Annotated in this window: 13 protein-coding genes and 1 pseudogene; 7 read left to right on the top strand and 7 right to left on the bottom strand. The window is 54.2% G+C overall.

Features of this window, described 5'->3' with window-relative positions:
* Nucleotides 1–30 precede the first annotated feature (30 nt).
* The 5 genes from U6037_RS19525 (at nt 31) to U6037_RS19505 (ending at nt 4,983) form a co-directional block, all read left to right on the top strand.
* Entirely contained in the window at nt 31–267 is a 237-nt protein-coding gene (locus U6037_RS19525) for a hypothetical protein (RefSeq protein ID WP_007910552.1), read from the top strand.
* 144 nt (nt 268–411) lie between these two features.
* Complete coding sequence (locus U6037_RS19520; RefSeq protein WP_322844217.1) at nt 412–1,473, top strand: polysaccharide biosynthesis/export family protein; 1,062 nt, start codon at nt 412–414, stop codon at nt 1,471–1,473.
* An 11-nt stretch (nt 1,474–1,484) separates the two neighbouring features.
* Nucleotides 1,485–2,150 (top strand): YjbF family lipoprotein, encoded by a 666-nt coding sequence (locus U6037_RS19515; protein WP_322844216.1) that lies wholly within the window; start codon nt 1,485–1,487, stop codon nt 2,148–2,150.
* Nucleotides 2,150–2,908, top strand: coding sequence for a capsule biosynthesis GfcC family protein (locus U6037_RS19510; RefSeq protein WP_322844215.1), 759 nt, complete (start codon nt 2,150–2,152; stop codon nt 2,906–2,908). Before U6037_RS19515 ends, U6037_RS19510 begins: the two co-directional genes overlap by 1 nt.
* Nucleotides 2,905–4,983, top strand: a complete 2,079-nt coding sequence (locus U6037_RS19505; protein WP_322844214.1) for a YjbH domain-containing protein — start codon at nt 2,905–2,907, stop codon at nt 4,981–4,983. Before U6037_RS19510 ends, U6037_RS19505 begins: the two co-directional genes overlap by 4 nt.
* Nucleotides 4,984–5,464: 481 nt before the next feature.
* On the opposite strand, the gene U6037_RS19500 is transcribed toward U6037_RS19505, so the two are convergent.
* The 3 genes from U6037_RS19500 to U6037_RS19490 all read right to left on the bottom strand — a co-directional run bounded on the left by U6037_RS19500 (nt 5,465) and on the right by U6037_RS19490 (nt 8,904).
* Entirely contained in the window at nt 5,465–6,859 is a 1,395-nt protein-coding gene (locus tag U6037_RS19500; protein ID WP_322844213.1) for an undecaprenyl-phosphate glucose phosphotransferase, read from the bottom strand.
* Between the two features lie 392 nt (nt 6,860–7,251).
* Nucleotides 7,252–7,884, bottom strand: a complete 633-nt coding sequence (locus U6037_RS19495) for a helix-turn-helix domain-containing protein (RefSeq protein WP_322844212.1) — start codon at nt 7,882–7,884, stop codon at nt 7,252–7,254.
* A 279-nt stretch (nt 7,885–8,163) separates the two neighbouring features.
* Nucleotides 8,164–8,904 (bottom strand): winged helix-turn-helix domain-containing protein, encoded by a 741-nt coding sequence (locus U6037_RS19490; RefSeq protein ID WP_322844211.1) that lies wholly within the window; start codon nt 8,902–8,904, stop codon nt 8,164–8,166.
* Between the two features lie 505 nt (nt 8,905–9,409).
* Here U6037_RS19490 and U6037_RS19485 point away from each other — a divergent pair.
* Complete coding sequence (locus U6037_RS19485; RefSeq protein WP_095114324.1) at nt 9,410–10,243, top strand: undecaprenyl-diphosphate phosphatase; 834 nt, start codon at nt 9,410–9,412, stop codon at nt 10,241–10,243.
* Here U6037_RS19485 and U6037_RS19480 read toward each other — a convergent pair whose 3' ends face one another.
* Nucleotides 10,244–10,615, bottom strand: coding sequence for a DUF2388 domain-containing protein (locus U6037_RS19480; protein WP_322847343.1), 372 nt, complete (start codon nt 10,613–10,615; stop codon nt 10,244–10,246). It lies immediately after the preceding gene.
* Nucleotides 10,616–10,690: 75 nt separating this feature from the next.
* Nucleotides 10,691–11,677, bottom strand: coding sequence for a tRNA dihydrouridine(20/20a) synthase DusA (dusA, locus tag U6037_RS19475; RefSeq protein WP_095121085.1), 987 nt, complete (start codon nt 11,675–11,677; stop codon nt 10,691–10,693).
* Nucleotides 11,678–12,029: 352 nt separating this feature from the next.
* On the opposite strand from dusA, the gene U6037_RS19470 reads away from it, so the two are divergent.
* Nucleotides 12,030–12,299, top strand: coding sequence for a hypothetical protein (locus U6037_RS19470; protein ID WP_322844210.1), 270 nt, complete (start codon nt 12,030–12,032; stop codon nt 12,297–12,299).
* Here the strand turns inward: U6037_RS19470 and U6037_RS29505 are convergent.
* Nucleotides 12,286–12,464 (bottom strand): annotated as a pseudogene (locus U6037_RS29505) (phage virion morphogenesis protein); the annotation flags it as partial. The gene U6037_RS19470 and the pseudogene U6037_RS29505 overlap by 14 nt on opposite strands.
* A gap of 124 nt (nt 12,465–12,588) precedes the next feature.
* Nucleotides 12,589–14,334 carry an ATP-binding protein gene (locus U6037_RS19465; RefSeq protein WP_322844209.1) on the bottom strand — a complete coding sequence of 582 codons (1,746 nt, stop codon included), beginning with the start codon at nt 14,332–14,334 and terminating at the stop codon, nt 12,589–12,591.
* Nucleotides 14,335–14,345: the final 11 nt, after the last annotated feature.

The following is a 14,345-nucleotide window of genomic DNA, read 5'->3' as shown; positions in this document are numbered from 1 at the left end:
TAACAGGTCGAATGTTAGAAAGGAGTTGATATGAAAAAAGTGATGGCAGTTGCCCTGTTGACGATGTTGAGCAACTGGGCTGCCGCCGCTGAAGCACCGCTGACAGCGGTAACCAATGTAGGTGGCAACGTGGCGGCTTCTCAAGCGCCCGCAGCCAGTACTGCAATGGTTGCCAGTGCTGTAGCGGCGTCTAACAGCGGTGGCAGTGCCAACGGCGGTACCACCGGTACGACGGGTACCACCGGTACAACCGGCACGCATAACTAACAGGAAGTTCTGTTAGTGCAGTACAAGGTCGCCCGACGCAAGTCGGGTGACTTTGTTTTTGGATTCGCCCTTGAATAGCGTAGTGCCATTATGACTCGTAGTGTTTATCTTTTAATGTTGGCAAGTCTCGCTTTGCAAGGTTGCATGTTTTCCCCCGGTCAATACCTCAGCACCAGTGACATCACCCGCCAGGGCGCCAGTGAAAGCAGCCGGGTCGAGCTGATTCCGATCACCCCCAAGCTGATCGCCATGAACCGCTCCACACAAAAGCGTGAGTCGCTGCCGGCGGAACTGCTGGCGACCCCGGCCGAATACCGCATCGGCAACAACGATGTCCTGTACATCACGGTATGGGATCACCCTGAGCTGACGGCCCCGTCCGGCGCGCAACAACAGATCGATGCCAACGGCCGACTGGTGCGCTCCGATGGCACGCTGTATTACCCGTTCATCAAGGAAGTCCAGGCCACCGGCCGGACCATCCAGCAACTGCGCTCGGACATTGAACAACGGCTGTCGGCGTTCATCGCCGAGCCGCAGGTAGATGTCGCGGTGTTGCGTTTCGCCAGCCAGAAAGTCGTGGTCACCGGCGCGGTGGCCAAGGCCGGTCCGCAAGCGATTTCCACCAATCCGCTGAGCGTGGTCGAAGCCCTCGGCTCGGCCGGTATCGATACCAACAACGCTGATTTGTCCGGGCTGCTGCTGACGCGCAAGGGTCGCACTTATCCGCTCAATCTCGACTCGCTCAATCAGCAGGATTCCGAGTTGCAGAACGTCTACCTCAAGGGTGGCGATCAGCTGTATCTGCCGTACAACGACAACAAGCGCATTTACGTGATGGGCGAGGTCAATCAGCCGCGTGCGCTGAGTTTCAAGACTGCGACCATGAACCTCACCGATGTGCTCGGTTCGGTTGGCGGCCTGGCCCAGACCACCTCCAATGGCAACGCGGTGTATGTCATTCGTGGCGTGGAAAACCTCGATGTCGAGCCGGCGAAGATCTACCAGCTCGAAGCCGAGTCGCCGACCGCCATGGCGCTCGCCTCGCACTTCGAAGTGCGCCCGCAGGACGTGGTGTACGTCGGGCCTGCCAACGTGACTCGCTGGAACCGTCTGATCAGCCAGTTGGTGCCGTCGGCATCGATTGTCGGCACTGGCGCTTCCGCTGCGAAGAACTGGAGCGAATACAGTAACAACAGCAAATAAGGCCGCCGACTTTGAACATTTTGAAAGTTGGCCTGTGCCTGATGGCGGCCTCGTTGCTGTGCGGCTGTAACCCGCTGATGAGCGCTTCGTTGAACAACCTCAAAGCCGCGGTGGTCGGCCCCGATGAAGTCGACGTGTCGGCGGCCAAAGTGGCCGTGGTCAATTATCCGCAACTGAAACTGACCACGCCGTCCGGCTCCGGCGTGCTGGCGCTGGTGCGTGAGCGCGAAGACCTGCAGTTTTGGGTCGCTTCCGGCAAACAAGTGCTGCTGCTGCGCAATGGACTCGCCGTGCGCACGATTGGCCTGGGCCTGGAAGGCGATCTCGATGGCACGCGGCTGGCCGATGACTCGCCGTTCAAACAGGGCCTGCATCACGTCGCCGACGGTTTCACCACGCGGCGCTGGATCGACCTCTACAAGGGCCAGGAGGTCGGGGTGATCGTCAACAGCCGCTTCTCCCGCCGCTCGGAACAAACCCTGCAGATTCTCGACAAGGAATACACCGTGCTGCGTGTCGATGAACAGATTGATGCCCCGGCCATCGGCCTGAGCGCGACCAATCGTTACTGGGTCGACCCGCGTGACGGTTTCATCTTGCAGAGCGAGCAGCAACTGACGTCGCAGTTGCGCGTCAAGGTTGTGCAACTGACCCCAGATCGCAGGCACCTGCCGTGATGCGCCTGAAAATGTTGTCGGCGAGTTTGATGCTGGTCGCGAGTGTGAGTCAGGCAGCCGTTACGGTGTCGGGCGATGTCGCCAATCCCGGGCCGATCCCGCTGCCACCCAACGGGCGTTTGCTCGACGTGATCGGCGAAGCCGTGCCGAATGCCGAAGGCTATTGGCTGGCGGGCGGGTTGCTGCGTCAGTCGCTGATTGAGGAGCAGACACGGCTCAAGGTCGGTGTGCTGTTTGATCTGGATGTGCTGCAACGCATGTCGATGCTGTTCGACCTGCCGAGTCGGGCGGCGCTGGCGCAGCGCATTGCCGAAGAAGTGCGGCAGATGCCGGTGACCGGGCGGCAGATTGCCGATCTTGATCCGGTGGCGCTGGAAGTCGGCTTCGCGCGCAACATTCGCCTCGATGACGGCGATCGTCTGATCTACCCGAAACGCGTCGACGAAGTGCAAGTGCTGGGCGCTGTCGCCGAGCCGTGCCACTTGCCGTATCAGCCGTTGCAGGAGGCGCGTGAATACCTGCAAGGCTGTTCGATCCTGAGCGATGCCGAAGCCGATTACCTGTGGCTGATCCAGCCCAACGGCGCTGCGCAACGTGTCGGCATCGCCCACTGGAATCGCGAATCCGGACACTTTCCCGTGGCCGGCAGCAAGATTCTGGTGCCGTTGAAAAATGATGATCTTGATCCGCCTCTTCCTGAACTGAATCAGCAGTTGGCCGAATTCATTGCCACGCAGCTGGCCGAGGTGGTTCGTTGAAGTTACGTTTTGCAGCTGTATTGTTATTGCCCTGCGGTCTGGCCCATGCAGAGCCGCGCATTACCCAGAATGACTTCGGTGGCACCGGTCTGCTGCAGACGCCGACCGCGCGCATGGCCCCGGCCGGCGAGTTGAGCGTCAACGCCAACCGCACCGATCCGTACAGCCGCTACAGCGTGTCGTTGCAGCCGCTGGACTGGCTCGAAGGCTCGTTTCGCTACACCGCGATCACCAATCGGCCGTACGGCTCGGAGGCCCTCAGCGGTAGTCAAAGCTATAAGGATAAGGCGGTCGACGTCAAAGTCCGGCTGTGGCAGGAAAGCCACTGGCTGCCCGACGTGGCGCTGGGCTTCCGAGATATCGGTGGTACCGGTTTGTTCTCCAGTGAATTTTTCGTCGCCAACAAGCGTTACGACAACTTCGATTTCAGCGCCGGGATCGCCTGGGGTTACCTGGGTAATCGCGGCGATATCGACAACCCGTTGGGCTACGTCAGCGATCGCTTCGATACCCGGCCGGCCCTGGAAGGCACCGGTGACGTCAACTCGGGTTCGTACTTTCGTGGCCGGCCGTCGTTCTTCGGTGGCGTGAGCTATCAGACGCCGTGGGATCGCCTCAGCCTGAAACTCGAATTCGAAGGCAACGACTACAAGCACGAGCCGAAGGACAACGAGATCAAACAGGATTCGCCGATCAACCTCGGCGCGGTGTTCAAAGTCACCGATTCGGTCGATGTCAGCGCGGCGTGGGAGCGCGGCAATACGGCGATGTTCGGCGTGACCTTCCACACCAATTTCGTCAGCCGCAAGGCGCCGGCGAAGACTTACGATCCGACCCCGGAACCGCTGCCGGCGAAGATGCCAACCACGGCGATGGAGCAGGTCAACTGGGCCAACGTCTCGCAGCGGTTGCAGCAGAATGCCGGCTACAAGGTCGAGCGCATCACGCAGCGTGATTCCGAACTGATCGTGTATGGCGAGCAGCAGCGTTATTTCCATTCGTCCAAGGCTGTCGGGCGGGCGAGCCGGATTCTCGACAACAGCGTCAACGACGACATCGACTGGTTCACCATGGTCAACAAGCGCTACGACTTGCCGCTGGAAGAAACCAGTGTGCCGCGCCAGACCTTCCGCGAAGTGATCAACAACGAAGAGCCACTTGAATCGCTGCACCGCACCACCGAGATCAACCCGGCGATGCCGCGCAACGAGAAAACCCTCTACACCGAAGCGCCGCAGCATTTCAGCTATGGCGTGGGGCTGGGCTTCAAGCAGAACGTTGGTGGTCCGGACGGCTTGCTCTATCAATTGAGTGCCGATGCCGACGCCGAATACCGCTTCAATCGCAACACTTGGTGGAGCGGTTTGCTCAGTGCCAACCTGGCCAACAACTTCGACAAATTCACCTACGACGCGCCGAGCGGTTTGCCGCGTGTGCGCACGGATTTGCGTCAGTACCTGACCACGTCTAACACGACCATGCCGTTGTTCCAGGTCAGCCATGCCGAGCAACTGGATAAAGACCTGTATGGCATGGTGTATGGCGGTTATCTGGAGTCGATGTTTGCCGGTGTCGGCGGTGAAGTGTTGTTCCGCCCGACCGGTGAGCGCTGGTCGGTGGGCGCGGATATCAACTGGGTGCGGCAGCGTGATTTCGATCAGGGTTTTGCCTTGCGTGATTACTCTGTGGTGACCGGGCATGTCACGGCGTATACCGATTTGCCGTTCGATACATTGGCGGCGGTGAGCGTCGGGCGTTATCTGGCCGGGGACTGGGGCGGTACGCTGGACATCTCGCGGGAGTTTTTCAATGGTGTGCGATTTGGCGCGTGGGCGACGATCACCACGGCGGGCAGTGCCGAGTATGGCGAAGGTAGTTTCGACAAAGGCATCTACCTGTCGATCCCGTTCGACGAAATGATGAGCATGTCGACCATGCGCCGCGCCAACCTGGTCTGGGCCCCACTGACCCGTGACGGTGGTGCGCGACTGAATCGCAGCTACCAACTGCACTCGATGACCGATAGCCGGGAAGGGGACATGTTCTATCGGAATTTCGAGAAGATCACTGAGTAACCGCGGATCTCCCGAACACCCTGGAACCTGTAGGCCTTCGCCTGCTCGGGATAGCGTCCGACCAGTCGACATCACTGTTGCCTGACCCACCGCTTTCGCGAGCAGGCTCGCTCCCACATTAGCTATCTGTCACGCCACAAATCCCGAGCCAACCATAAATCCCTGTGGGAGCGAGCCTGCTCGCGATAGCGTCCGTACAGTCGACATCCCTGTTGCCTGACCCACCGCCATCGCGAGCAGGCTCACTCCTACATTGGATTTTCATCACGCCACAAATCCCGAGCCAACCACAAATCCCCTGTAGGAGTGAGCCTGCTCGCGATAGCGTCCGACCAGTCGACATCCCCGTTGCCTGACCCACCGCTTTCGCGAGCAAGCTCACTCCCACAAGTTCTTTGCATCCCTCCACAACACTCTCGCTCCCAAATCCCACGCACAAAAAAGGGGACTTTCGTCCCCTTGCGGTATGCAGCTTTAAACCTCAGTAAATATCCTTCGACAGCAACGTAAACGGCGTCTTCACCAGGATCTTCAGATCCAGCCACAACGACCAGTTGTTGATGTACTGCAGGTCAATCTCCACACGCTTCTGCATCTTGTCGATGGTGTCTGTCTCACCGCGGCAGCCGCTGATTTGGGCCAGTCCGGTAATCCCCGGTTTAATCCGGTGACGCGCCATGTACGCGAGGATTTTCCCCGAGTAGTAGTTGTTGTGCGCGACGGCGTGCGGGCGAGGGCCGACCAGAGCCATGTGCCCCTGCAGCACGTTGAACAGTTGCGGCAACTCATCCAGCGAAGTGCGGCGGATAAAGCGGCCGACTGCGGTAATGCGCGAGTCATTACGGCTGGCCTGCTTCACGTCACGGTCATCGTGAACACGCATCGAGCGGAACTTCCAGACCTTGATCACCTTGCCGTTCCAGCCATGGCGATCCTGCTTGAAAAACACCGGGCCGGGCGAGTTGATCTTCACCGCCAGCGCGATGATCAGCAGGATCGGACTCAGCGCGATGATCGCCAGAAACGCCACGGTTTTCTCTGCCAGACTCTTGCTCAAAGCAGCGGTAGGGCGGCTGGTCAGCGGGCTCTCGTTCAAGTAGATCGCCGGCAGGCCGTCCACGACCTTCACCGAGTGATTGAGCAGGGTCAGACTGTTCAAGTCCGGCACCCATACCACATCAACGTTTGCCCCTAGCAAGTCACCATAAATCGCTTCGATTTTCGCCGCTTCACACAGCGGCAGGGTGATGTACAAACGACGGATGTCATGGGCTTCGATCAGCTTCAGCAAGTCTTCCTGAGCGCCAACCACACGCGGTGAATCTTTACCCAGCGCAGACACATCCCCATTGCTGACCAAACCTACCAACGGCAGATTTTCCAGTTGGCTGAGCTTCTTCGCCAGACCCAACGCCAGTTCGCCGGTGCCGACGATCAGCGTCTTGTGCTCGCTTTTACGGGACCGTTGGTAGTACTTGGAAAACGCATGCAGCGGAGCGTAAAGAAACGCCTGACCGAGGAAGCCATACACCGCCCAGCTCAGAATCACCTGCCGCGAAAACAGCTCATCGGCCTGGCAGACAAAAGCGATGCACGCCAGCGCCGCCATGGTCATCGACCAACCCATGAACAGTCGACCGAGACCGGTCAGGTAATTGTCACGTTTGCGATACACACCGCTAAACGTATAAGCCGGCACCGACGCCAGTACCGCCAGCGTTGCACACATCCGGTAGTAAAACGCGACCGTCCCGGTGTGCTGCTCGGCGAGTATGAACAACAGCGTAACGACAAAGCCCTGTGCCAGCGCCCATTGGCCCCAAAAGGTCAGTCCCTTGAGGCCTGTGCTTCGATTGATACTTAGAGAAAGATCCATACGGTATCCCCAAAAGACGTCCATTCAGGTTTCAACAGTTGAAAACCGAGTTGTTATGCAGACTTATTGTTGTTGTTCTAACGAGTGTCCTGAGGTAACAACATCGATATGCCGAACTGTCGTCAGTCAATAGACTAAGTTATTGGCTGGAATGGTGTCTGACGAGTTCTAACAAGATGGCACAGTGCCAACTTTTTAATAATTAAATAGAACAGTGTTAGAAAAGGTCGCAGAGGAAGGGGTGAATAAATGATGTTGTATTTGTTACTGTTGGAGGGGTGGAGGCAGGGAGTTTTTAATTCAGGGAGGAAGATGAAGCCAAACAGAGTGCTCTTGTTGTTTTTGTAGTCGCACTTTGGTCTGTTTGTTCTGTTCGTGGATATCGATCGGGGTTACGCGACGACTTCCTGAATCAGGCAATAACCGCGGTTTCTGACGGCACGAAACAGTCGTTCACCCTGACTGGCGCTTTTGAATTTGTCTTGCAAACGACTCAGGCACATTTCCAGGCCGCGATATTGTTCGGGCTCGCGACCGATGCTGAGAATTAGCTCGTCACGACTGACAACACGCTCTTCATGGCTGAGCATTTTCTTGACCAGTGCTGTTTCCAGGCCAGTGAGGCTGATTTCGACACCTTCTTTGACCAATGCACCCTGGTCAGGGTCAAGATGCCAGGTTTCATTGCCAGGCATATCACCTTCAATGGCAGGCGGCATGTTGCGGGTTTCCCCGGTAATGGCCGGGACATTCTGGAAAGGATTGGCCGATTGCGCTGCCCGCCATTCGGACTCGAGCGTGGCCAATATTCGCTGAGTATCGTGCTCAATACTGCGCGCGACATTTTTGCGACTGATGCCTGGATATGTGAACTCCATCACCATTGGAGCGGAAGAGGGTGAATCAACCCCTTCAAACGAATTGAAACGTTCACTGGACAGCATGCTCTCCAGTTCTCGTTGCGACGTTGTACTGTGAGTCACGACAACAAAATATTTCCTTGGGAGGGTTGTACTAGTTTCCATGTCTCTCTCCTAAATACATACCAAAATTGGCTAAAAGAAAAATCGGCAGGCGAGCAATGACTTCCTCGGAAGTAATCGATAGGCAGGGTCTGGGCCCAAGAATGGCCCTCGATAAATTCCACTCGAACTGCTGCTATGTTATGGAGTTTTATTGTTATGGGTCGTGTTGTCGCGCTCATTCAATTGCTTGATTTCAAACAGGCGTGAAGCAGAACGGGAGCTATATGGTTGCATCAGACGATCCTTCGTACGTATGCAAATGGGATGGCTGCCCGAGAGTCAGGCAGTCGATATCAGACCCCGCAGCAGGCGATAGCCATAGCCGCGAATACTCTGAATCGCGTTTGTACCATACATCTCCTTGATTTTTCCACGCAAGCGACTGATTGATTTTTCCAGTGCTCGAGGGTCGTAGAAATTGCTGTTGAGGCCCATGATGCTGGCGATTTCATCATGACTCAGAATGTGATTGCTGGTTTGCGCGAAGGCTTCGAGGATCTTCATTTCGGCAAACGAGATGTCGAGTTTCTTGCTGGCATCCATCAGGCAGATGCGCGTCGGATCAAGCGTCAGGTTGATATCGCGTTGCCATTCTTCACTGTTGAAGAACTCGCCCAGCAACTCGGCGCCATCGTCGGAAAGGGTATTGAGCTTGATACAAACATCCGCGCCAGCGAGGTAATACTTGATCTTGTTGAAGGCGCCGCGACCAGTGATGACCGCACAAATGATCGGCTTCAAGTTGTCGCTGCGCAGGTTCTCGACCAGCGCCAGATTGTCTTCGAGGGCCTGGGGGCTGTCGATCACCAGGAAGATCGCTCGATACGAAGCAGACTGTTCATTCAACTGATATGAACTAGTGTACGCATCGGCTTCGAGCGCCATATCAGTGCGTAAATGCTGGGCGACTAGCGCTTTGAAATGTTCAGCCACGCCACGGGTACGACCCAGAGTAAGAACTCCAGGTTCATCGTTTGTCGGGCGCGGGCTTCTAGTCGCTAAGTTCGCTGAGAGCATCATGCATTGACTCGAATTAAGTGCTGACATCGGGATGTTAAAGCACCGGTTCTCATCTGTGACTGACAATTGGTAACATTTGCGCGGATTTTAGACGTGTCTCGCGAGTTTTCTAACAATAATTAAGCTTTTCAAGCTTTTAGTTGATTTTCTCGGAGGGGTGAACTACTGCTTAGATGGTGGCGATATGCAATGGTGCCACTATTTTGAGGTGAATGCGATAGCTTTGTCTATGTCCAATTGCCACTGTCTGGCCATCTCTGCATAATGTGATATTGATCACACTTTATTGTCCGAGCAACTTTTTTCTGAAAAAAGGCCTAAATATTTTCTGCGTAGTTCGTCGGCCGACGATTACTAACATGGCTTGAGTGTGTCTTTTAATAAGACGTAATCTTTGTGGCTGATGAACTTTTGCATTTATGTATGTCAATGGTCTCACTGCAGATACTCAACCCCTGAGTGTTATTACCCGGTCGCTCGCCAAGAGCGCTCTGACGGAGGATTAATGGATTTCTGGACCCTTTTCCAGGTGTTGATATTAGGTGCGGTAGAAGGCCTGACCGAGTTCTTGCCGATCTCGAGTACCGGCCACCAGATCATCGTAGCCGACTTGCTGGAATTCGGCGGCGAACGCGCCATGGCCTTCAACATCATTATTCAACTGGGTGCCATTCTTGCCGTTGTCTGGGAGTTTCGACCGAAGATCTTCGAAATCGTCAAAGGCCTGCCCACCGAACGTAATGCGCAACGCTTCACCCTCAACTTGCTGATCGCCTTTCTGCCCGCCGTAGTCCTGGGCGTGTTGTTCGCCGATGCGATCCACGAATACCTGTTCAACCCGATCACCGTCGCCGTGGCACTGGTCGTCGGCGGCATCATCATGCTGTGGGCGGAACAGCGCAGCCATGTGATCAGCGTCGAACACGTCGACGACATGCGCTGGTCCCACGCACTGAAAGTCGGATTCGTACAATGCCTGGCGATGATTCCCGGCACCTCACGCTCCGGCTCGACCATCATCGGCGGTCTGCTCTTCGGCTTGTCGCGCAAAGCCGCCACCGAATTCTCGTTCTTCCTCGCCATGCCCACCATGGTCGGCGCCGCCGTCTACTCCGGCTACAAATACCGCGACCTGTTCCAACCCAACGACCTGCCAGTCTTCGCCCTCGGCTTCGTCACCGCATTCATCTTCGCGATGATCGCCGTACGCGGCCTGCTCAAGTTTATTGCCAACCACAGCTACGCCGCGTTCGCCTGGTATCGGATCGCGTTTGGTTTGTTGATTCTGGCGACGTGGCTGTTCGGTTGGGTCAATTGGACCGCCGCAGCGGCAGCCTGATCACTGAGCGCTGATCAACGCCGCAACGGCGAGATCGTTTAACGCCGAATCCGGCGACTCCTGGCGAAAGCGCTGCAAGGCCGACGTGAAATACGCGGCCTGCAGCATGCCGTCGCTGGCCAGATAGAGTCGCGCGTCTTCCTGTTCTTCAGCAGAGTAAACACGCTTGTGACTGTCGGTCGTTTCCTGGCTAGACGAAATAGGCGCGAGGAATAAAGACACCAAGGTGAAGCCGGAAAACTGCGTCACCTCCCACGGCGTATCGGTACGGCCCATGCAAAAGCCATCGCAGTGCGCATAAACGTCGGAAGTGAAGCTGAACAAGGCGAGGAGGGTGAAACGCTTGAAAGCAGAAAAACTAAACGCGGGCATAAACAAAAGACATCCTGTCAGTACAACAAAACACCGAGCAACGCTCATGCGTCGCCCGCACACTCAAGACTTCAATCAACGACCTTCAAGCAACTCAGCCGCCTGATCCAGCAACGCCAGTGGATCCTTGGCCTTGTGAATATCCACCGACAACAACTGACGGAATTTCCGCGCCCCCGGGAACCCCGTGCCCAGGCCCAGCACATGCCGCGTGATGTGATGCATCGCACCACCGGCCAGCAAATGCTCGGCTATATAAGGACGCAGTTGCGCCAACGCCTCAGCCCGACTGATCACCGGCGCCGAACTGCCGAACAACTGCTGATCCACTTCCGCCAGCAAATACGGATTGTGATAAGCCTCACGCCCCAACATCACACCGTCAAACGTCTGCAAATGCTCATGACAAGCCTCCATAGTCTTGATCCCGCCATTCAGCACAATCTCCAACGCCGGAAAATCCGCCTTCAGCTGCGCCGCCACGTCATAGCGCAACGGCGGAATGTCACGATTCTCCTTCGGCGACAACCCCTCCAGAATCGCAATCCGCGCATGCACGGTAAAACTCGTGCACCCGGCATCGCGCACGGTGCCGACGAAATCACACAGCTCCGCGTAACTGTCCCGACCGTTGATGCCGATGCGGTGTTTTACCGTTACTGGAATCGACACCGCGTCTTGCATCGCCTTCACACAATCCGCCACCAGTTGCGGGTGACCCATCAGGCACGCGCCGATCATGTTGTTCTGCACACGATCGCTTGGGCAGCCCACGTTCAGGTTTACCTCGTCGTAGCCGTGCTCCTGGGCCATGCGTGCGCAGGCGGCCAGATCCAACGGAACGCTACCGCCTAGTTGCAAGGCTAGAGGGTGCTCGGCTTCGTTGTGACGGAGGAAGCGCTCGTGATCGCCGTTGAGCAGCGCGCCGGTGGTGACCATTTCGGTGTAGAGCAGAGCGTTCTTCGATAGGAGGCGTAGGAAGAAACGGCAATGGCGGTCAGTCCAATCCATCATTGGGGCGACGGAGAAGCGGCGGGAGAGTGGGGCGGGTTGTAGAGACATTGGGGGAATCTGGATCAGAGGGGTGAAGGTTGGGGAGTTTATCAGGATTAGACAGGACGGAGGCTTACGCGTCTTTACCACGTGCTCTTGCTCGCAGCTGAAGCGAGACAAATCGACTGAATATTGTGGTCTGGCCCCTAATTTTCCCTGCCCCTAATTTCCCCAATTTCCCTAATTTCAGTCATGGGAATTTGTAGCGCGGATCAATACATGGCGCAACTTTGGTTGTTAATAAGATTTTTTTGATGCCGAATAATTATTGTTCACCTGTCAGGTTTGACAGGTGGCAAACTCTATTTTTCATGCGACAGTAAATTTGGTTCGCTGGATAAATTGTCTTGGAGTGAAAATAATGGAATTTAATAAGTTGGATTTACTGTGTCCGCAACACTACGCCTTGATATCAAGAGTTGAGAATTTTGTGCTGCCGAATAATATCCCGATACCATTAGGGCAGCGTGTTCAGGTTGAATATGAGGGGGGGATTTATAAAGGCACTGTGACGGACTATTTTTATACTTCAAGCGGAAGTTACGCAATGGGCGTAAATCTTGAGGTTGACGCGGGGTTAGAGGGTAAGTACTTCCTGGCTCGTAAAAATCCAAAAGTCACATGTTTGTAGGACAAATCTGCATGAGATGGCTGAGCAAGCTGTTTTTGATTAAATCAAGGTCGGCATCTGTAAAGCCCCGCATCTCACGCTGTTCATATCGCACCTCTGGCGCCATGCGTTCCGCGCGGTATTTCAACCGTATTGGTGCACCCGAGCAATCCGTGCGACCTGCCCTGCATAATCGATGCTAATTGTGTTTATATAGAAGAAAGGGCTTGGAAGTAAATAAGTCCGTTCCCTTTTTTCTAAGTTAAATCTAAACAGCTATGAGTCTTCATAGCTGTTTATCAGGGAGGGGCTAGTCCGCGGTAAGTAAATATCGCAATATTGGAAGTACTTCATCTCGCATTTGAAATGCCTCCAGCTTGCTGATTGGCTGAAAGTGACTGTGGACTGCGCTGTTAAGTTTTTCTTTATGCTGTGCGAATTTTTTTAGACTGTGCTTGATGCTTTTACGATTGGCATCATCCCAAACTGTTTCGTTCGCTTCTAAGTAAACAATTATTTCGTCGAGAGTAGGGCTTGCGTTGTTCTCTTCAACTTTACTCAGCGGTGCTCTGTCTGTTTTTTGTCGGTCGGAGTTGCGTTTTTCAATGATGGATTTTTTTAATGGTGTGTACATTTCTTTGCGGATAAGAAACCAGATGGAGCTTACTTCAAACAAGGTTCTCATAAGCAAGAGTGCTGAGTAGCTGGTTCGATTGAGATTTATAATTTTCGCTTCGTGAACCAGTGCGAGATGTTTGTCGTCGCAATATAGCTCATCCATTTCAATTGGTAGCAGTGTCTCAAATGTATTGTGATCTAATTTATGTGTTGGCTGTTTTATTACAGGTTTGGCAACGGGAGATTTTGTAGTCGCCGGATTGCTTGGCGCAGTGGTGGCCGGATTCGGTTTGGCAGGTGTAGGTATAGTAGCGGGCGTTGGGATTGGTGGAAGTTTTCCACGCCCTGCTCTGATTTCCTTCATCTTATCAGAAAAGACTCTCCACTTTTGAGTGAATTTTTTCATTTCCTCAAGTGTGGTTTGATAAGCGGGATTGTTGAGATCCACATCAGTCTTGGTGGTGCTCCAAGGTAGCTTCTCAGGATACTTGCTGTAAAAGTATACATTTCCGACAAATCCATAAAACTGAGTGTGGAACTTGCCGAGCCAACCTGTTTTCCATGTCTGATCCGAAACAATTACCGCTCTATCATTACAAAAAATTGTCCAGCCATACTGCTTAGTCAATTCGCGTGAGTTGTTTTTATCTCCTCCTGTCTCTACGCTGAATTTGTGCTTGATATGTTGGCCGGCTTCAATGTGTACCGATACCTCATCCGAAGGCTTGAAAAATTTTCGGTCGGTATCATAATGGCTGTCAGTACGAATTTTGATTAGTTCGCTTTGTATTTCTACATCGTTAATGCTGATATCGAGACCTTTTTCCAGATATTTCCCGTAACGTCTGCCAATTTCAATTATGAAGTCTGATTCCCAGGCCGCGTCTGAAAACTTACGAGAAGTTTCCCCAGCAATTTTATTTATGGACAGTGTCGTGCCAACCCTTCCTTGGGAGGGGAGACTTGTAGCGGGTAAATCCCATTCCTCGGTCTTTAGATATTCCGAGGTATCTAACGTAAGCGTACAACGTTCCCTTCCAGTGTCTGAGTCAAGATTTATGTCACGGCCCAACTTAAATATTGCTCTGTTGAGTCCTACTCCGAAAACTCCAATACCTGAATCGTGGGTCGAGCGTTGTCCGAACCGAAGCGCCGCAGTGGACAAATCCAATTGAGATATTCCACCGCAGTTATCAGTAATGATGAATTTTTCACCATCGATAGTTAATTTTATTTTGAAGTTTTCGTAGCTCGCAGGAGAAGAGTCGCGTTCAAGTGCAGGGTCAAGTTTATAGAGAGTGTCGCGAGCGGCGTCTATAGAGTTATCTATTAGATCGAAGATGCAGGCTTCAATTGTTATGTCGCGGATTAAACTGTCTACTACGACCTCTTTGCTTGGCCGAGTATCAACTGTGAACTCTTCCCCAATGGCACTCATTGCGTCTGCTC

The sequence above is a fragment of the Pseudomonas sp. B33.4 genome, from assembly GCF_034555375.1.
Lineage (GTDB): Bacteria > Pseudomonadota > Gammaproteobacteria > Pseudomonadales > Pseudomonadaceae > Aquipseudomonas.
The sequence above is the reverse complement of the archived record's forward strand: the minus strand, read 5'-3'. Positions and strand labels throughout refer to the sequence as shown.